The organism is Cryobacterium sp. PAMC25264 (assembly GCF_019443325.1).
Lineage (GTDB): Bacteria > Actinomycetota > Actinomycetes > Actinomycetales > Microbacteriaceae > Cryobacterium.
This window is the reverse complement of record NZ_CP080383.1, coordinates 3,661,626-3,679,773: the sequence shown is the minus strand read 5'-3', so window position 1 is coordinate 3,679,773 and position 18,148 is coordinate 3,661,626. Positions and strand designations below refer to the sequence as shown.

Annotated in this window: 18 protein-coding genes; 5 read left to right on the top strand and 13 right to left on the bottom strand. The window is 70.3% G+C overall.

Annotated features, from left to right (window positions below; genetic code table 11):
- Positions 1 to 36 precede the first annotated feature (36 nt).
- From hemL to hemE, 12 genes are all read right to left on the bottom strand, one after another.
- Positions 37 to 1,368: a glutamate-1-semialdehyde 2,1-aminomutase gene (hemL, locus tag KY500_RS17245; protein ID WP_219901580.1), complete on the bottom strand. Its 1,332-nt coding sequence runs from the start codon at positions 1,366 to 1,368 to the stop codon at positions 37 to 39.
- Positions 1,365 to 2,348, bottom strand: a complete 984-nt coding sequence (hemB, locus tag KY500_RS17240) for a porphobilinogen synthase (protein WP_370626942.1) — start codon at positions 2,346 to 2,348, stop codon at positions 1,365 to 1,367. The genes hemL and hemB overlap by 4 nt, the downstream gene beginning before the upstream one ends.
- Before the next feature lie 198 nt (positions 2,349 to 2,546).
- Positions 2,547 to 3,332, bottom strand: coding sequence for a uroporphyrinogen-III synthase (locus tag KY500_RS17235; RefSeq protein ID WP_219901578.1), 786 nt, complete (start codon positions 3,330 to 3,332; stop codon positions 2,547 to 2,549).
- Positions 3,329 to 4,282, bottom strand: coding sequence for a hydroxymethylbilane synthase (gene hemC, locus KY500_RS17230; protein ID WP_219901577.1), 954 nt, complete (start codon positions 4,280 to 4,282; stop codon positions 3,329 to 3,331). Before hemC ends, KY500_RS17235 begins: the two co-directional genes overlap by 4 nt.
- Positions 4,279 to 5,373 (bottom strand): ferrochelatase, encoded by a 1,095-nt coding sequence (locus KY500_RS17225; RefSeq protein ID WP_219901576.1) that lies wholly within the window; start codon positions 5,371 to 5,373, stop codon positions 4,279 to 4,281. The genes hemC and KY500_RS17225 overlap by 4 nt, the downstream gene beginning before the upstream one ends.
- Entirely contained in the window at positions 5,373 to 6,104 is a 732-nt protein-coding gene (gene hemQ / locus KY500_RS17220; RefSeq protein WP_219901575.1) for a hydrogen peroxide-dependent heme synthase, read from the bottom strand. Before hemQ ends, KY500_RS17225 begins: the two co-directional genes overlap by 1 nt.
- Positions 6,105 to 6,312: 208 nt before the next feature.
- Positions 6,313 to 6,627: a DUF3618 domain-containing protein gene (locus KY500_RS17215; RefSeq protein ID WP_219901574.1), complete on the bottom strand. Its 315-nt coding sequence runs from the start codon at positions 6,625 to 6,627 to the stop codon at positions 6,313 to 6,315.
- Positions 6,614 to 7,033: a phage holin family protein gene (locus tag KY500_RS17210; protein WP_167550808.1), complete on the bottom strand. Its 420-nt coding sequence runs from the start codon at positions 7,031 to 7,033 to the stop codon at positions 6,614 to 6,616. Before KY500_RS17210 ends, KY500_RS17215 begins: the two co-directional genes overlap by 14 nt.
- 30 nt (positions 7,034 to 7,063) lie before the next feature.
- Complete coding sequence (locus KY500_RS17205) at positions 7,064 to 7,459, bottom strand: hypothetical protein (protein ID WP_219901573.1); 396 nt, start codon at positions 7,457 to 7,459, stop codon at positions 7,064 to 7,066.
- A gap of 91 nt (positions 7,460 to 7,550) precedes the next feature.
- Positions 7,551 to 8,789 carry an NAD(P)/FAD-dependent oxidoreductase gene (locus KY500_RS17200; protein ID WP_255579507.1) on the bottom strand — a complete coding sequence of 413 codons (1,239 nt, stop codon included), beginning with the start codon at positions 8,787 to 8,789 and terminating at the stop codon, positions 7,551 to 7,553.
- Positions 8,672 to 9,082: an FAD-dependent oxidoreductase gene (locus KY500_RS19565; RefSeq protein ID WP_255579506.1), complete on the bottom strand. Its 411-nt coding sequence runs from the start codon at positions 9,080 to 9,082 to the stop codon at positions 8,672 to 8,674. The genes KY500_RS17200 and KY500_RS19565 overlap by 118 nt, the downstream gene beginning before the upstream one ends.
- Before the next feature lie 60 nt (positions 9,083 to 9,142).
- On the bottom strand, positions 9,143 to 10,288 hold the full coding sequence (hemE, locus tag KY500_RS17195) for a uroporphyrinogen decarboxylase (protein ID WP_219903503.1): 1,146 nt from the start codon (positions 10,286 to 10,288) through the stop codon (positions 9,143 to 9,145).
- A 73-nt stretch (positions 10,289 to 10,361) separates the two neighbouring features.
- On the opposite strand from hemE, the gene KY500_RS17190 reads away from it, so the two are divergent.
- Complete coding sequence (locus KY500_RS17190) at positions 10,362 to 11,768, top strand: glutamyl-tRNA reductase (protein WP_219901572.1); 1,407 nt, start codon at positions 10,362 to 10,364, stop codon at positions 11,766 to 11,768.
- 1 nt (position 11,769) lies between these two features.
- Entirely contained in the window at positions 11,770 to 12,816 is a 1,047-nt protein-coding gene (locus KY500_RS17185) for an alcohol dehydrogenase catalytic domain-containing protein (RefSeq protein WP_219901571.1), read from the top strand.
- Positions 12,817 to 13,011: 195 nt separating this feature from the next.
- Here KY500_RS17185 and KY500_RS17180 read toward each other — a convergent pair whose 3' ends face one another.
- The gene (locus KY500_RS17180; RefSeq protein ID WP_219901570.1) at positions 13,012 to 14,397 is read right to left on the bottom strand and encodes a glycine--tRNA ligase; all 1,386 of its coding nucleotides are present in this window, start codon (positions 14,395 to 14,397) and stop codon (positions 13,012 to 13,014) included.
- 208 nt (positions 14,398 to 14,605) lie between these two features.
- Between KY500_RS17180 and KY500_RS17175 the strand changes: the two genes are divergently transcribed.
- The 3 genes from KY500_RS17175 (at position 14,606) to KY500_RS17165 (ending at position 18,142) form a co-directional block, all read left to right on the top strand.
- Entirely contained in the window at positions 14,606 to 15,487 is an 882-nt protein-coding gene (locus tag KY500_RS17175; protein ID WP_219901569.1) for a polysaccharide deacetylase family protein, read from the top strand.
- 139 nt (positions 15,488 to 15,626) lie between these two features.
- Entirely contained in the window at positions 15,627 to 17,906 is a 2,280-nt protein-coding gene (locus KY500_RS17170; protein ID WP_219901568.1) for a carbon starvation CstA family protein, read from the top strand.
- Positions 17,906 to 18,142, top strand: coding sequence for a YbdD/YjiX family protein (locus KY500_RS17165; RefSeq protein WP_219901567.1), 237 nt, complete (start codon positions 17,906 to 17,908; stop codon positions 18,140 to 18,142). The genes KY500_RS17170 and KY500_RS17165 overlap by 1 nt, the downstream gene beginning before the upstream one ends.
- Positions 18,143 to 18,148 lie beyond the last annotated feature (6 nt).

The following is an 18,148-nucleotide window of genomic DNA, read 5'->3' as shown; positions in this document are numbered from 1 at the left end:
CGGGAGGCGGGGGCGGCGGCCGGGCTTAGGGGCGGGCTAGGCGGCCGGACTTGCCGCGGCTGCGGCCTTCGCGGCGGCCGGCAGGGCCTCCAGGATGCGTCCGATCGCGTCGCCGTCGTGCGCGGCGGATACGAACCAGGCCTCGAACACCGACGGCGGCAGGGACACACCCTGGTCGAGCATCGAGTGGAAGAACGGCGCGTAGCGGTACGCCTCCTGGCGCTGCACCTCGGCGTAGCTGCGTGGCGGAGTGACCGCGGCCTCCTGGCCGAAGACGAAGCTGAACAGGTTGCCGGCGTGCTGCACGCTGTGCGCCACACCCTCGGCGAAGAGTGCGCTCGAGACGGCCTCCGAGAGCAGCTCAGCGGTCTCGTCGAGCCGGGCGTACACGGCGGCATCGGCCGCGGTGAGGGTGGCGATGCCGGCGGCCACGGCCACCGGGTTACCCGAGAGCGTTCCGGCCTGGTAGACCGGCCCGGCCGGGGCCAGGAAGTCCATCACGTCGGCCCGTCCGCCGAGCGCGGCGACCGGCAGGCCGCCGCCGATGACCTTGCCGTAGGTGAACAGGTCGGGCGTGTACGTTTCGCCCTCGTCGGCCTGCAATGCCCAGTAGCCGCCCGGGTTCACCCGGAACCCGGTGAGGACCTCGTCGACGATGAGCAGCGCACCGTGCTCGTGGGCGAGGTCGCACAGCGCGGCGTTGAATCCGGCATCCGGGGCGACGACACCCATGTTGGCGGCGGCGGCCTCGGTGATCACCGCGGCGATCTGCCCGGGGTACGCCTCGAAGGCGGCGCGCACGGCGTCGAGGTCGTTGTACGGCAGCACCAGGGTCTGGCCGGCGGTGGCCGCTGTGACGCCGGCGGAGCCGGGCAGCGAGAGCGTGGCCAGGCCGGAGCCGGCCTCGGCCAGCAGACCGTCGGAGTGGCCGTGGTAGTGCCCGGCGAACTTGATCAGCAGGTCGCGCTGTGTGAAGCCACGGGCAAGGCGGATGGCCGTCATGGTGGCCTCGGTGCCGGTGGAGACCAGCCGGAGCTTCTCGATCGCACCGACGCGGCTCTTGATCAGCTCGGCCAGCACGGTCTCGCCGGGGGTGGAGGCGCCGAAGGAGAGTCCGAGCGCGGCGGCCTCCTGTACGGCGGCGACCACGGCGGGGTGTGCGTGGCCGAGGATCGCCGGGCCCCAGGAGCTGACCAGGTCGACGTAGTCGCGGCCGTCGGAGTCGAACACGTAGGCACCGGCGGCCTTGACCAGGAACAGCGGGGTGCCGCCGACCGAGCGGAAGGCCCGCACCGGCGAGTTGACGCCGCCGGGGATGGAGAGCTGGGCGCGGGCGAACAGCTCGTCGTTGTGGGTGGTGCGGGTCATCGGGCATCCGTTTCGGTGAGCCAGGCGGCGAGTTCGACAGCCCAGTAGGTGAGAATCGCGTCGGCCCCAGCACGGCGGATGCTGAGCACCGACTCCTCGATGGCGCGGCGGCGGTCGATCCAGCCCTGCGCGGCGGCGGCCTCGATCATGGCGTACTCGCCGGAGACCTGGTACGCCCAGACGGGAACCTCGCTCATGGCGGCGACCTCGGCGAGCACGTCGAGGTAGCTGCCGGCCGGCTTGACCATGACAACGTCAGCGCCCTCGTCGATGTCGATGCGGGCTTCGCGCACGCCCTCGCGGCGGTTGGCGGGGTCGAGCTGGTAGGTGCGGCGGTCGCCGACCAGGGTGGACTGCACGGCCTCGCGGAACGGGCCGTAGTAGGCGGAGGCGTACTTGGCCGAATAGGCGAGCACGGCGGTGTCGGCGTAACCGGCGGCGTCGAGGGTGGCGCGCACGGAGGCGACCTGGCCGTCCATCATGCCGGACAGGCCGAGCAGGGCCGAGCCGGCCTGGGCCTGGGCGAGGGCCATGTCGTTGTAGCGCAGGAGGGTGGCGTCGTTGTCGACGGAGCCATCAGCGGCGAGCACGCCGCAGTGGCCGTGATCGGTGAATTCGTCCAGGCACAGATCGGTCTGCACGACCAGGGCGTCGCCCACCTCGGCGACGACGGCGCGGGTGGCGGCGTTCAGGATGCCGTCGGGATCGGTGGCCCCACTGCCGGTGGCGTCGCGTACCGCGGGCACGCCGAAGAGCATCACGCCGCCGATGCCGGCCGCTGCGGCCTCGGCCACGGCGCGGCGGGCGCCGTCGATGCTGTGCTGCACGATGCCGGGCATCGAGGAGATCGGGGTGGATTCGCTGCCCTCACGCACGAAGAGCGGCAACACCAGCTCGGCGGGGTAGACACGGGTTTCGCTGGCCAGGCGGCGGAGTGCGGGGGTGCTGCGCAGACGTCGCGGGCGGATGATGGGGTTTATCACCCGACCAGCCTAGGCCTCCCGCCTGAGCACCGGCACTGCACGCCGAACCCGCCCCGGCCGCCCTACCCGGCTGCGGGGAGCACAACTGACGCAGAATTCAGGCGGCGGGTTGGACGTCCGAGGAAGTCCGGCATCCGCTGCCCGGTGACCCGGGAATTGCCGGAGTGATGCGCAACGACCGGGCGGTGGGGAGAGTTAGAGGTCGCGGGGGGCGAGGCGCACGAGGGCCTCGATGAGGGACTCGGCGCTGCGCTCGTCCGCGATCACGTCGACGCGGAGGCCGATGGCCGCCGCATCCTTCGCCGTGCGCGGGCCGATGCAGGCGATCAGGGTGGTCTCGGGGATGGGTCCGAGCTGCTCCTGCACTTGCTGGGCGACGCTGCCGCTGGTCACGAGAACGGCATGCACCCGGCCGGCTTTGACGTCGGCAACGACCCGGTCGGAGACCGGAACGCCGACGGTGCGGTAGGCCACGACCGATTCAACCTCGTGGCCGATGCGGCGCAAGCCCTCGGTCAGCAGCGGTTTGGCGATCTCGGAGCGCAAAGCGAGCACGCGCAATGGGATGACGCCGTGGGTGGCGGCCTCCCAGTCCTCGAGCAGGCCCTTGGCGGAGTTATCCTCCGACGGCACGATGTCGACGTGGTAGCCGGCGGCCACGAGTGCGGCAGCGGTGGTCTCGCCCACCGCGGCGATGCGGGTGCCGGGTGCCACGACGGCCCGGTGCGACGACAGCACGTCCACCGTGGTGGCGCTGGTGACGGTCATCCAGTCGAACTCGCCGACGGCGAGCTTGCCCAGGGCGGCCTCGAGGGCCGACGCGTCATCGGTCGGAGCAAAGTTGATCATGGGTGCCACGACGGGGAGGGCCCCGCGGGAGCGCAGGTTTGCGGCCACCTGGTCGCCCCAAGGCCCGCCCCGGGGCACGAGGACACGCCAGCCGGCCAGGGGCTTGTCGGCGTTGGGCCGGGCGCCACTCACGAGATCACCGTCAGGGGGGCGATTTCGGCGGCGCCGCCGGCCAAGAGCTCCCGGGCGGCGCGGTCGGCCACGTCGAGGGCGGCATCCTGCAGGTCGGCCACAGCGTGCGATTCGGGCGTCGCAGCGTGCGATGCCGTGATGCGGCGGGTGCCGTCGGGGCTGTACACGGTGGCGGTGAGGAAGAGCAGGCCGTCATCGAGAACGGCGGTGGCGCCGATCGGCGCGGCACAACCGGCCTCGAGCCGGGCGAGCACCTGGCGCTCGGCCGTGACGGTGGCCTGGGTGGTGGCATGGTTGAGCACGGCAAGGGCCTTGGCGAGCAGACGCTCGGGCTTGCCGTCGCGCACCTCGATCGCCAGTGCGCCCTGTCCGGGCGCTGTGGGCCAGTCGGAGAGCTCGAGGTACTCGGTGGCCATGTTCTCGAGCAGGCCCAGACGGCCAAGGCCCGCCGCGGCGAGTACCACGGCGTGCAGCTTCTCGTCGGCGACGAGCGCCAGCCGGGTGTCCACGTTGCCGCGGATGTCGACGACCTCGAGGTCGGGGCGCAGCTCCCGCAGCTGGGCGGCCCGTCGCGGTGAACCGGTGCCCACCCGGGCACCCTCCGGCAGGGTGGACAGGGTGAAGCCGGCGCGGGCACACAGAACGTCGCGGGCGTCGGCCCGCTTGGGCGTCGCACCGATGGCGAGGCCGGCGTACGGGTCGGTGGGCAGGTCCTTGAAGGAGTGCACCACAACATCGCACTCATCGTTCAACAGCGCCTCGCGCAGGGCACTGGCGAAGACGCCCGTGCCGCCGAGGCTGGACAGCGACTCCCGGGACACGTCGCCGTGCGTGGTGATCGGGATGATCTCCACCTCGCCGTTGGTCACCGCCTGGATGCGGTTGGCCACAGCGGTGGTCTGCGCCATCGCCAGGGCGCTGCCGCGGGTACCGACGCGAATGACGCTCACGGTGCCATACCAGCGACCGCCGGCTTGAAGCCGAGGCGAACGTTCTCGCAACAGCCCGGCCGGCACACGTCGTACCAGGGGCCGAGATCAGTCAGGGCGGGCCGGTCGGCGGGCGGCACATCGTTCAACCGCTCCTCGACCAGGTCGATCAGGCCGGACACGTAGACCGGGTCCGCGCCGGGCGTGGGCACGCGCACCGAGACCAGGCCGTGTTCCTTGGCCGTTTCGGTGGCCTCGTTGTCGAGGTCCCACATGACCTCCATGTGGTCGCTCACAAAGCCGAGCGGCACGATGACGACGGCACGGATGCCGCGCGCAGGCAGCAGCGCGATCGCGTCGTTGATGTCGGGCTCGAGCCACGGCATGCTGGGGGGTCCGCTGCGGGACTGGTACACCAGCTGCCACGTGCTGGTGAGGCCCTGCATGATCACATCGGCCACGGCCAAGTGCTGGGCGGCATAGGCGCCGTCGGGGCCGAAGCCACGCTCGGCCGGTCCGCTCTTGGCGGCATCCGTCGACGGAATCGAATGCGTGGAGAACAGCACCTCGACCTCGGTGGCGAGGTCGATCCCGGGGATCTGGGCCTCGATGTCGGCCAGACCCTGGCGCACACCCGTGATGAAGGGGGTGACGAAGCCGGGGTGGTCGAAGAACTGGCGGATCTTGTCGATCTGCACGGTGCCGGTGAGCCCGGTCGTGTCCAGCGCCTGGGCGAAGTCCTCGCGGTACTGGCGGCAGCCGGAGTACGAGCTGTAGGCGCTGGTCGCGATGGCGAGCAGGCGGTCCTGGCCGTTGGCGTGCGCCTCGGCGATCGTGTCGGGCAGATAGGGCGCCCAGTTGCGGTTTCCCCAGATCACCGGGATCTCGATGCCCCGGCGGTCCAGTTCGGCCTGCAGGGCCGCACGCAGGACGCGGTTCTGCTGGTTGATCGGGCTGATTCCGCCGAAGTGGCGGTAGTGCACCGCGACCTCTTCGAGGCGTTCCTCGGGGATGCCGCGGCCGCGCGTGACGTTGCGCAGGAACGGGATCACGTCGTCCTGGCCCTCCGGTCCGCCGAAACCGGCCAGGAGGATGGCGTCGTAGTTCGTCATTACTGCAGCACCTCCACGAGTTCGGCGGTGGTGATACGACGGCCGGTGTAGAACGGCACCTCTTCGCGCACGTGCATGCGGGCGTCGGTGGCGCGGAGTTCACGCATCAGGTCAACGAGCTCGGTGAGCTCGTCGGACTCGATGGGCAGCAGCCACTCGTAATCGCCGAGGGCGAACGAGGAGACGGTGTTGGCGATGGCCCCGCGGAATGCGGCGCCCTTGCGGCCATGGTCGGCGAGCATCCTGCCGCGCTCGGCCTCCGGGAGCAGGTACCACTCGTAGCTGCGCACGAACGGGTAGACGGTGAGCCACCCCTTGGGTTCGATGCCTCGCAAAAAGCCGGGGACGTGGCTTTTGTTGAACTCGGCGTCGCGGTGCACGCCCATGGCGTTCCACGTCGGCAGCAAGCTCTTGAGCAGGCGGCTGCGGCGGAGCTCCCGGTTGGCCCACTGCAGGGTCTGGGCTTCGTCGGCATGCGTCCAGATCATCACGTCGGCGTCGGCGCGGAGGCCGGAGACGTCGTAGAAACCGCGAACGGTCACGCCCTCGGCTTCGACCAGGGCGACGATACCGTCGAGTTCGTCTACGAAACGGGGAACGTCACGGCCATCGAGGTCGTCGGGGTTGCGCGGGTCCTTGCGCAGCACGGTGAAGAGGGTGAATCCGGAGGGGGAAGCCTCGGTGGGTTCAGCCTCTGTCGAGGTGTGGGAATCGGGTGTGGGCACGGTCATGTCTACTGCCTCTCCGGCAGCCGGGTGAGTCATGTGTACTAGTCTCCACCGCTTTGCTCGGAGAGCCAAAAGTAGGCCGGAATCGTTGCCGGATGGAGTCCCCCGCGCAAAGAAAAGGAGGGTGCTGGCCGAAGCTCAGCACCCTCCCTCCGGATCGACGTGATCCGATCCCGGAATTCTTCCCGGTCAGTTACCGGTCAGTTACCGGTCAGCGGCGGTCGAGAACCGTCTTCACGCCCCACCAGACCACGGTTCCCACGGCGGCGGCGGCGCCGAGGGCGATGCCCGCCAGGGCGGTCGGGTTATCGTCGCCGAGGCGGTGCAGGCCCAGAGTGAACCGCCGGGTGTTGATCTTGATCTGCTTGGGCACGTTGAGCTTGTACTCGATGGCGTCCAGGGTCCCGGCCAGTTCGGCCCGGGCGCGGGCGGCTTCGGCCCGCAACTCGCCCGTGCTGAGGTGCTCGGGCTTGGCCTCGACGGCCTGGGCGGAGCCGGACCGGGGCGCGGTGTTATCGGTGGTCATACTGGCCAACTCCCTTGAATGCGTCGACGTCCTTCTGGATGCTCGCCGTCACGCCCTCCGGGTCGTGGCTGGTGCCCTTCTTGACCCGGTTCAGCCCGATCAGGGCCAGGATCACCGCTATCAGAAGCAGGGCGACCGCCACGATGAGCGCGGACAACCACAGCGGCAGCACCAAGTCGAGGGCGATGACAGCCAGCGCGATGAACACGATGACCGCCAGAAACGCGAAGACGGCCGCGCCGATGAACAGGCCGAGGCCGATGCCGACATTCTTGGCCTTGCCGGAGATGTCGGCCTTGAAGGCATCGATCTCCGCCTTGACCAGCGCCGTGATCTGGCCCGGAAGCTCGCTGAGGAGCGTGAACAGGGACTGCTTGCTCTTGGGGTTATACCCGCTGGTACTCACTGGCATCCTTCCTGGACTGTCGTCGTGAGATTACTGCGCGGTCGGCTCGGTCGCGGCGTCCTTCGCGGACGCGGCCGCCGAGGTGGCCGAGCTCGCGGCCGCCTTGGCCGACTTCGTGGCGGAGGCCGCGGCCTTGGTGGCGGCGGTGGCGCTGCCGGCCTGGCCGCCTGCGGCATCCTGGCCCTTGTCGGTCTTGTTCTGCACCGCGGAGACGACCTTCTTGCCTGCCTGGAACAACACGCCGGGCACGTCGCCGACGCGCTCGAGGGCGAAGTCGCGTACCTCGTTCACGCGGCGCTGCACCGGCGGACGGTTCCACAGGTTGGATGCGGCCGTGGCGATCTGGTCGTAGCGCTTACGACCGGCGCGGGCGCCCAGCACGTAACCGACGAGCCCACCGGTGATGAAAAGTAGCTTGCCCCGCATTGTGACTCCATTCCGTTACGTTCATGTATTCCCAGCGTAACCCCCCGATCGAGAGAGGAACATGTGCACTGCGCAGGCGATCGGCCTCTGATCAGAGGTCTAGCACTGCCCGCCGGGCGCGGATACCCGCAGCGAGGGCGTCCGGGATCACCGAGGCCAGCCCGGTGCCGGACAGCCATGCGCCCGTGACATCCAGGCCCGGCGTGCCCTCGATCACAGCGCGAACCTGGCGGATGCGCTCCGGCGCGCCGATCGTGGCCGGCGAGAGTCCGTCGCTCCAGAGCGTGCGTGCAAATCCGCGCACCTGCTCCGGTGCCAGGTCGACGCCGAGGATGGCGGCGGCATCGCGGACGGCGAGGCGCATGAACTCGTCGTCGGAGAGGTCGAGGGTGGGCACCGGCGCACCGGCGCGCCCGTAGGAGAGCCGCACCACGTGCCGGCCCTGCGGCGTGAGAGCGTCGATCCATTCCCATTTGGCGGTGATGTGGGTGAGCGCCTTGGCCGTGACGCCGGGGGTGCCGACAGCGACGAGAACGCCGGTGCCGCGCGGCTGCGCGTCCAGGGCGGGCGCGTCGAGCACCAGCGTCGCCAGCTCGACGGCGGCCGGGGCCGGCCAGTCGAGTGCGGCCAGGGCGGCGTACTCGGCGCCGAGCGGGGCCAGCAGGGCCAGGGCGGATGCCGCTGGCGCGGCCAGGATCACGTGACGGGCCTCGAGGGTGAGCGGCTCGGCCGGGGCCGGTGCGGCGGCGGGCTCGGCATCCGAAGCGACGACGTCGTCGGCGGCCGGAACCTCAGGGGCGCACTCGACGAACCAGCTGCGCACGGCCGTGTCGGTGCCGTCCTCGGCGACGGTCGACGTGTCGACGGGACGGAAGGAGACCACGACGGCGCCGGTGCGGATCTCGACGTCGAACCGCTCGAGGTCCTCGACGAGGGTGTCGACGAGGCGGTGCATGCCGCCGCGGAGCCCGCGCACAGCGGACCCGGCCGGCGCGGCGATGCGCATGGCCGTGACGGCGCCGGAGAGCGACCCGGCCGTCGTGAGGGTGCGGTTAAGGCCCGGCGCGACCACGTCGACCTCGAGGTCGACCGCGTTGGTGGCGTAAACCCCGCCGGCCACCGGGTTGACCAGGCGGTCGAGCACCTTGCTGCCCATCCGCTTCTGCACGAGCTCGCCGAGGCTGTGCTCCCGGCCGATCTTGAGTACCGGCATCAGCCGGTCGGCGTAGGCGCGCAGGGCGCCGGACCAGCCGATCGCGCGGCGCACATCGTCGGCCAACGGCGAGCCGGGGATGCCGAGCACCCCGGCCTTCGGCAGCGGCACCGACACCGGGGCGCCGCCGGGCGCAGTGGCGGCAGGTGCAGCCAGGCGCCGGCCGGGTTGGGCTCGACGATCTGGTCGGCGAGGCCGAGGTTGGCCACGAACGCCGCCACGGTGTTGCCGCGCACGGCGAAGCTCTCGGCCCCGGCGTCCAGCGGAAGACCGGCGACCTCGTGGCCGGCCACGGCGCCGCCGACGACGTCAGCGGCCTCCAGGACGAGCACGTTGAGCCCGAGATGGGCACACTCGCGGGCCGCCACCAGGCCGGCGACACCTCCGCCGATGACGATGACGTCCAACATGTCCTTGCTTTCCGCCCGCGGCGTCCGCGCCGCCGGCACTGTGCGTGTGAGAGCTGTGCGCTAGAGCGCGAGTGTGGGGGTGGAGCCGGTCTCGTGCACGAACTTGACGAGCCGGGTGAGCACATCCGGGTCGGTCTCGGGTGGCACACCGTGGCCGAGGTTGAGCACGTGGCTGGGCGCCGTGCGGCCGCGCTCGAGCACGTCGAGTACGTGCGCCTCGAGCACCGGCCACGGGGCGTTGAGCAGGGCAGGGTCGATATTGCCCTGCACGGGCACGACCCCGCCGAGGCGACGGCTGGCCTCGTCGAGCGGCACCCGGTAGTCCACGCCCACGACGTCGGCGCCGATGCCGTGCATGGCCTTGAGCAGTTCGCCGGTGCCGACACCGAAGTGCACGACGGGCACGTTGCGGCGCACCGACTCGGGGTCAGCGGCCAGGTCGCCGAGGTTCTCCACGAAGGTGAGGTCGCGGACGTGGGCGATCGCGGCGGTGGAAGCGGGGGCGACGAAGCTCGTGTAGTCGTCGAGCGAGAGCGCGCCGGCCCAGGAGTCGAAGAGTTGGGCGGCACTGGCTCCGGCGAGCACCTGGGCGCGCAGGAACCGGCCGGTGACATCCGCGGTCCAGGCCATCAGGGCGGCCCACGCGTCGGGGTCGGAGTGCATGAGGGTGCGCGCGTGGATGTGGTCCTTGGACGGGCCGCCCTCGACGATGTAGGCGGCCAGGGTGAACGGCGCCCCGGCGAAGCCGATCAGCGGGGTGGAGCCCAGCTCGGCCACCGTGCGGGCGACGGCCTGGCTGATGGGGGCGAGAGCCGTGTCGAGCACGGCCGGGTCGAGCGCGGTGAGGCGTTCGACATCCGCCGCGGTGCGCACAGCCTGGGCGAGCACCGGGCCCTTGCCGGCGACGATCTCGACCTCGACGCCCACGAGCTTGAGCGGTACGACGATGTCACTGAACAGGATGCCGGCGTCCACGCCGTGCCGGCGCACCGGCTGCAGGGTGATCTCGCTGGCCATCTCCGGGTCGAGGCAGGCGTCGAGCATGCGGGTGCCCACCCGCAATTCCCGGTATTCGGGCAGCGAACGGCCGGCCTGGCGCATGAACCAGACCGGAGTGACGTCCGGACGGGTGCCCTGGTACGCCCGCACGAGCCGGGAGTCGGAAGTGAGGCCGGAAGAGAGTGGGTGCGTCGCGTCGAGATTCATCACCTTCGATTCTCCCCTACATCCGCTCCGGGAACGATTCGAAGTGCCGCACTACACAACGTAGAATTGTCCGGTGTTGATTTGTCTGTCCGCGAACCACAAGAACTCCAGCTTCGACGTGCTCGAAAAGCTCTCTGTCGGCGCGGACGAGGCAGCGGGCGGAATGCTCACCGGGCATGACGCGCTCAGCGGCGCCGTGGTGGTGGCCACCTGCAACCGCTTCGAGGCCTACCTCGACCTGGACGAGCCCTTCGGCGTCTCCCCCCTTCCCGCCGTGTATGCCGCGATCGACGCCGTGAGCGCGAGCACCGGCGTGAGCGCCGCACTGCTGCGCGACACCCTCGACCTCGTGCACGGCAACGGTGTGGCCGAGCATCTCTTCGCGGTCACCAGCGGACTCGAGTCCGTGGTCGTCGGCGAGGGCGAGATCGCCGGCCAAGTGCGCCGCGCCCTTGAAGAGGCCCGCGCGGCCGGCACCACCAGCCCCGAACTCGAGCGCCTCTTCCAGCGGGCCTCACAGACCTCCCGCGGCGTGAAGAACCGCACCGGCATCGGCGCCGCCGGGCGCTCGCTCGTGCGCCTGTCGCTCGAACTGGCCGAGAGCCGGGTCACCGACTGGGCGCAGACCCGCGTGCTGCTGGTAGGCACCGGCCGGTACGCCGGCGCCTCGCTGGCCGCGCTCCGCGACCTCGGCGTCACCGATGTGCGCGTCTACTCCCCCTCCGGCCGCGCCGAGCGCTTCGCCGCCTCGCACGACATCCAGGCCTTGGCCACGGATGCCGACGCGCTGGCCGCCGAGACCGCGCTGGTCGACTTGATCCTTACCTGTACCACGGTGGAGCACCACGTCATCGATGCAGGCATCCTGCTCGCAGGCCGCGCGCTCGTGGCAGCCCGGAAGGGCGAGGACGCCGAGGCCCCGGCGATCGCTCCCGTGCGCTCCTGCCCGGTGGGCGCCGATGTGGAGGCCACGCGCCAGCTGGTCATCGACCTCGGCCTGCCGCGCAACGTGGACCCGGATGTGAGCGAGGTCGCCGGCGTCGAGCTTCTCGACCTGGAGACCATCCGCATCCACGCGCCGCTCGAAGAACTCAACGCCACCAGCGAGGCCCGCCGCCTGGTCGACCGGGCCGCCCGCAAGTTCTCGGCTGTGGCCGAGGAGCAGAGCCTGGCCCCCGCTGTCGTGGCCCTGCGCTCCTACGTCTTCGATATCCTCGACGCCGAGATCGAACGCGCCCACGCCCGCGGCGACAGCAGCGAGCAGACCGAGTCGGCGTTGCGGCACCTGGCCGGAGTGCTGCTGCACACCCCCATGGTGCGCTCGCGCGAACTCGCCCGGGCTGGCGAGCAGGAGGCGTTCTTGGGCGGGCTCGATGCCCTCTTCGGCATCGATGTGACAATGCCTGAAGCTGGTGTCGCCGGCCTGCCGACGGCCCCCGGCGTTGCCGGCGTCACCGACATCTCCAGCGCCGCCTCCTAGCGTGCTCGCGGTCTGGTTCGACCGGTTCGGCGCCCTGCCCGAACTGCGCGAGGTGCCCAACCCTGAGCCCAGCGCCGCCGGCGTCGTGGTGCGGGTGGAGGCCACCGGGCTCTGCCGCAGCGACTGGCACGGCTGGCTCGGCCACGACGACGGCATCGCCCTGCCGCACGTCCCAGGGCATGAGCTTGTCGGCGTGATCGAAGCCTCCGGGCCTCTCGTCACCCGCTTCGCCGTGGGGCAGCGTGTCACCGTGCCCTTCGTCTGTGCATGCGGCGACTGCCCGGAATGCGCCACCGGCAACGCGCAGGTCTGCCGCAACCAGACCCAGCCCGGTTTCACCCACTGGGGTTCCTACGCCGAGAAGGTGGCGTTGCACAACGCCGACGTCAACCTCATCGCAGTGCCGGACGACCTCGACGCCGGCGCCGCGGCACTACTCGGCTGCCGGTTCGCCACCTCCTACCGCGGGCTCGTCCACCAGGCCAAGCTGCTCGCCGGCGAGACCCTCGTGGTGATCGGCTGCGGCGGGGTGGGCCTGTCCGCGGTGATGATCGGCGCGGCCCTGGGAGCCCGGGTGATCGCGGTGGACATCAGCGTGGACGCCCTGGCCGCTGCGGCCCGCGCCGGTGCCGCGTACACGGTCAACTCCAGCGGGATGCCCGATGCCGCGGTGGTGGACCGGGTGCGCTTGCTCTCCGACGGAGGCGCCCACGTGTCGGTGGAGGCGCTCGGGCGGGAGAATACGGTGGGCATCGCCATCCGCTCACTGGCCACCCGCGGCCGCCACGTGCAGATCGGGCTGCTCGCCGAGGACCCGCGCGTGCCGCTGGGTCTGGTGATCGGCCGGGAGCTCGCGGTGCTCGGCAGCCATGGCATGGCCGCCGGCGACTACCCCGAGCTGCTGGCGCTGGTGACCAGCGGCCGGCTGCGCCCGCAGGACCTGATCAGCCGTCGCATCCCGTTGGCCGACGCCCCGGCGGCCCTCGCCGCAATGTCGGCGCCCGAGCCCGCGGCCGGCGTCACCCTGATCGACCTCACCCTGCCCTAGCCGCACTCCCCGCCCCGGTGCTCGGCCCGGTGCTCGGCCACGGTGCTCGGCCACGAGCTCGGCCACGAGGTGCGCGGGCACCACGCCGCTGCGCCGCTGGCACGCCACACGCGAAACGGCGCCCGACCCGCGCTGTGTGAAGTGCGGGTCAAGCGCCGTTGCGCGGGCGTCCGGCAGGCGGATGCGGCGGGGCGGCTACGCTCCGCGCAGGCGCACGGCCAGGTAGGCGTCCAGCTCGGCCAGGGGCACGCGCTCCTGCGCCATGGTGTCGCGGTCGCGCACGGTCACGGCCTGGTCCTCGAGCGAGTCGAAGTCCACCGTGATGCAGTACGGGGTGCCGATCTCGTCCTGGCGGCGGTACCGACGGCCGATGGCGCCGGCGTCGTCGAAGTCCACGTTCCACGATTCACGCAGGCGTGCGGCCAGCGAGCGGGCCATCGGCGAGAGGGCCTCGTTGCGCGAGAGCGGCAGCACGGCGGCCTTGATCGGGGCCAGGCGCGGGTCGAGCTTGAGCACGGTGCGCTTGTCGACGCCGCCCTTCGCGTTGGGCACTTCCTCCTCGTGGTAGGCATCCACCAGGAATGCCATCAGCGAGCGGGTGAGGCCGGCCGCGGGCTCGATCACGTAGGGGATCCAGCGCTCGTTCTTGGTCTGGTCGAAGTAGGAGAGGTCCTTGCCGCTGGCCTCGGAGTGCGTCTTGAGGTCGAAGTCGGTGCGGTTGGCCACGCCCTCGAGCTCGCCGAATTCGCTGCCGGAGAAGCCGAAGCGGTACTCGATGTCGACGGTGCGCTTGGAGTAGTGCGAAAGCTTCTCCTGGGCGTGCTCGTAGAGGCGCAGGTTCTCCGGGTCGATGCCCAGGCCCGTGTACCACCCCATCCGCTGGTCGATCCAGTACTGGTGCCATTCCTCGTCGGTGCCGGGCTCGACAAAGAACTCCATCTCCATCTGCTCGAACTCACGGGTGCGGAAGATGAAGTTTCCGGGGGTGATCTCGTTGCGGAAGCTCTTGCCGATCTGGCCGATGCCGAACGGGGGCTTCATGCGGGCGGCCTGCAGCACGTTCGCGAAGTTCACGAAGATGCCCTGCGCGGTCTCGGGGCGGAGGTACACCATGCCGGCTTCTTCGTCGACCGGGCCGAGGAAGGTTTTGAGCAGGCCGGAGAACGCTCGCGGCTCGGTCCAGGTGTGCCGGTTGCCGCAGTTGGGGCAGGCGATGCCGTCGATGCCGCCCTCGGGGGCGCGGCCCTTCTTCTCCTCGAACTCCTCGACGAGGTGGTCCTCCCGGAAGCGCTTGTGGCAGCTGGTGCACTCCACCAGCGGGTCGGAGAAGACCTCGACGTGGCCGGAGGCCTCCCAGACCTTGCGCGGCAGGATGACGGAGGAGTCCAGGCCCACAACGTCGTCGCGGCTGGTGACCATGAAGCGCCACCACTGCTTCTTGATGTTTTCCTTCAGCTCCACACCGAGGGGCCCGTAGTCCCAGGCCGACCGGCTACCGCCGTAGATCTCACCGGCCTGGAAGACGAACCCGCGGTGGCGGGCGAGGGCGATAACGGAATCAAGACGGGAAAGTGCGGCCACGGTGGCTCCAATGGTCCAAAAGGATGGTCAAAATGCGGGCGAGGGCCCGGAATGCGGATGGATCCATTTTAGCCAGGCGGGCACCACCCCCGATCACGGGCATTGCCAGCCGCACGCCGCACCCGTACATTCGGAGACGTTCGCCCGACGCAGCGCATTTTCCCGCTCTTCCGTCGTCGCCATCGACCGGCTCCGGGGGGAGGACCGCGTGCCGCAGGATGCTGATCGAGGCGCGCCAGGTCAGGGCCTCCCCGACCTCGCCCTGAGCCGCCGTGCCGTGCTGGTCTCCCTTGGCCTGTCGCTGGCTCTGGCCGGATGCTCCGCCCTGGCCCCCGAGGCCCCTCCAGTGGCCACCCGGGCCGCCGTCGTCACGCCGCCGAGCCCGCTCCCCCGGCCGGTGCCCGCCGTGGTGCCCGCGCCCGTGCCCGCTCTGCTGCCGGCGCCGAACCTGGCCCGGGTCCCCGTGCCATCGGGCACGCTGTCCGATCTGCCCGGCGAGCGCGCCCTGCTCGCCTGGACCGTGGACGACGGCTCCAGCAGCGAGGTGGTCGCCCGGTACGTGCGATTCGCCGCCGACACGGGCATCCGCCTCACCTTCTTCGTCACCGGCTCCTACGACGCGTGGACCGACAACGCGGCGCTGCTGCGGCCCCTGGTGGCCACCGGGCAGATCCAGCTGGGCAACCACACCTGGTCGCACCCCGACCTCACCACGCTGTCGGATGCCGACGTCAGCCTCGAACTCGGCCGCAACCACGACTTCATCACGGATACCTTCGGCACGGATGCCCGGCCCTATTTCCGCCCGCCGTACGGCGCGCACGACGGAAGGGTGGATGCGCTGGCCGCCGACCTGGGCTACTCGGTGCCGACCACCTGGTACGGCTCGCTCTCGGATTCCGGGTTGGAAACCGAACAGCAGGTGATCGACTTCGCGACCACCTGGTTCCTGCCCGAACACATCGTGATCGGCCACCTCAACTTCGAACCGGTCACCAACGTCTTCCCGCAACTGCAGGCCCTCGTGCACGACCGTGGGCTCACCACGGTGACCCTCAACGACGTGTTCACCAGCGCGGCGCATCCCTGAAAAACGAGCGGTCGACGAGCCGCTCCGGCGACACGCGCGGGACCAAAGCCCCCATCAGCGTGGCAGCCGGCTGTTACGGTTGCCGGGTAACCCGGCAATTTGCTGTGAGTTTCAGCACGTATCTCAAAGGGGAGAACCAATGGGCGCGACGTCCAGCATTCCGCAAGGCGCAACCGACGAACCAGACCTCACCCAGGACCCGGCGCTGCCGCCGGTGGCCTTGGATCCGACCATCCACGAGGCCGAGGAGGCCCACTGGACCCCGCTGAAGATCGGCATCTGGGTGGCCATCGCGCTGCTCGGCGGGCTGAGCTGGGTGATGCTGGCCGTGGTGCGCGGCGAGACGGTGAACGCCATCTGGTTCGTCTTCGCCGCGCTCTGCACGTACCTGATCGGCTACCGGTTCTACTCCAATTACATCCAGAAGCACCTGCTCCGGCCGGATGACCGCCGGGCCACGCCAGCGGAGTACAAGGCCGACGGCAAGGACTACGCCGCCACCGACCGCCGGGTGCTCTTCGGCCACCACTTCGCCGCCATCGCCGGCGCCGGCCCCCTGGTGGGCCCGGTGCTCGCCGCGCAGATGGGCTACCTGCCCGGCACGATCTGGATCATCGTGGGCGTCGTGTTCGCCGGCGCCGTGCAGGACTACCTGGTGCTGTTCTTCTCGATGCGCCGCGGCGGCCGGTCGCTGGGCCAGATGGCCCGCGACGAGCTCGGCCGGGTCGGCGGCACGGCCGCCCTCATCGCCACCCTCACGATCATGGTCATCATCGTCGCCATCCTCGCCCTCGTCGTGGTGAACGCCCTCGCCGAAAGCGCCTGGGGCGTCTTCTCGGTCGGCATGACCATCCCGATCGCCCTGTTCATGGGCTGCTACCTGCGCTTCTTCCGGCCGGGCAAGGTCACCGAGATCTCGATCATCGGCTTCGTGCTGCTTATCGCCGCGATCGTCGGCGGCGGCGCCATCGCCGGCACCGAGTGGGGTGCGGCGATGTTCCACATCGACAAGCTGCCCCTGGCCATCGGCATCATCGTCTACGGTTTCGTCGCGGCGATCCTGCCGGTCTGGCTGCTGCTGGCCCCGCGCGACTACCTCTCCACCTTCATGAAGATCGGCACGATCGGCATGCTCGCCCTGGCGATCGTCATCGTGCGGCCCGAGATCACGGTGCCCGCGGTCAGCGAGTTCGCCACCAGCGGCACCGGCCCCGTGGTCAGCGGCCAGCTCTTCCCGTTCCTCTTCGTCACCATCGCCTGCGGCGCCCTCTCCGGCTTCCATGCGTTGATCGCCTCGGGCACCACACCCAAGCTCATCGAGAAGGAACGCCAGACCCGGTTCATCGGCTACGGCGGCATGCTGATGGAATCGTTCGTGGCGATCATGGCCCTCGTGGCCGCCCTGTCGATCGACCGCGGCATCTACTTCGCCATGAACTCCTCGCCCGCCCTCACCGGCGGCACGGTCGAGGGTGCCGTGACCTTCGTCAACAGCCTGGGCCTGACCGGCGTGAACCTCACCCCGGACATGCTCACCCAGACAGCCAAGGACGTCGGCGAGGCCTCCATCGTCTCCCGCACCGGCGGCGCCCCCACCCTGTCGGTGGGCCTGGCGCACATCATGCAGCAGGTGGCCGGCGGCAGCGGCATGATGGCGTTCTGGTACCACTTCGCCATCATGTTCGAGGCACTGTTCATCCTCACCGCAGTGGATGCCGGCACCCGCGTTGCCCGGTTCATGCTGCAGGACAGCCTGGGCAACTTCTTCCCGAAGTTCAAGGACACCTCCTGGCGCACCGGCGCCTGGCTCACCACCGGCATCATGGTGGCGGCCTGGGGTGCTGTGCTCGTGATGGGCGTCACCGACCCGCTCGGCGGCATCAACACGCTGTTCCCGCTTTTCGGCATCGCCAACCAGCTGCTCGCCGCGATCGCCCTGGCCGTGTGCATGGCCATCGTGGCCAAGCGCGGCATGTTCACGTACCTCTGGATCGTCGCGGTGCCGCTGGCCTTCGCGGCCGTGGTCACCATCACGGCGTCGATCCTGAAGATCTTCTCGAGCGTGCCGTCGGTGGGCTACTTCGCCCAGAACGCCGCGTTCTCCAAGGCGCTGGCGGCCGGCGAAACGAGCTTCGGCACGGCTACCTCGGTCGAGGCGATGGAGGCCGTGGTGCGCAACACCATGGTGCAGGGCATCCTGTCGATCATCTTCGTGACGCTGGCCGTGATCGTGATCTTCACGGCGTTGCAAGCCACCTGGAACGCATGGAAGACGCACTCGAGCGCGACGAACGAAGACCTCGCCGTGCCGTCTCGCATCTTCGCGCCGTCCGGCATCATGGCCACGCCGGCCGAGAAAGCCACCCAGGCGCTGTGGGATGCCCTCCCCAGCACCAAGCGCAAGGCGCGCGAGCACTGATGTCCGGCACTCAGAGCGCCGCGGCGCCGGGCCTGGCCGGAACGGTTCGCACCGTTCTGGCCCGGCTCGCCTGGTACATCCGGGCGGTGTCGGGTGAGGATGCCTACGACAAATACCGGGCGCACCACGAGTCGGTGCACGGCCCCGGCGACGCTGCACCGATGCTCACCGAGCGGGAGTTCTGGCGCGACCGCACCGACCGGCAGGACACCAACCCGCAGGGCCGCTGCTGCTGACCTACT

What these genes read in the sequence shown, in the direction of transcription:
- KY500_RS17225 (WP_219901576.1), bottom strand. Translation starts at nt 5,373, where the DNA reads ATGACGAACTACGACGCCATCCTCCTGGCCGGTTTCGGCGGACCGGAG.
- hemL (WP_219901580.1), bottom strand. Translation starts at nt 1,368, where the DNA reads ATGACCCGCACCACCCACAACGACGAGCTGTTCGCCCGCGCCCAGCTC.
- KY500_RS17170 (WP_219901568.1), top strand. Translation starts at nt 15,627, where the DNA reads ATGGGCGCGACGTCCAGCATTCCGCAAGGCGCAACCGACGAACCAGAC.
- hemQ (WP_219901575.1), bottom strand. Translation starts at nt 6,104, where the DNA reads ATGACCGTGCCCACACCCGATTCCCACACCTCGACAGAGGCTGAACCC.
- KY500_RS17165 (WP_219901567.1), top strand. Translation starts at nt 17,906, where the DNA reads ATGTCCGGCACTCAGAGCGCCGCGGCGCCGGGCCTGGCCGGAACGGTT.
- KY500_RS17205 (WP_219901573.1), bottom strand. Translation starts at nt 7,459, where the DNA reads ATGCGGGGCAAGCTACTTTTCATCACCGGTGGGCTCGTCGGTTACGTG.
- hemE (WP_219903503.1), bottom strand. Translation starts at nt 10,288, where the DNA reads ATGAATCTCGACGCGACGCACCCACTCTCTTCCGGCCTCACTTCCGAC.
- KY500_RS17215 (WP_219901574.1), bottom strand. Translation starts at nt 6,627, where the DNA reads ATGACCACCGATAACACCGCGCCCCGGTCCGGCTCCGCCCAGGCCGTC.
- KY500_RS19565 (WP_255579506.1), bottom strand. Translation starts at nt 9,082, where the DNA reads ATGTTGGACGTCATCGTCATCGGCGGAGGTGTCGCCGGCCTGGTGGCG.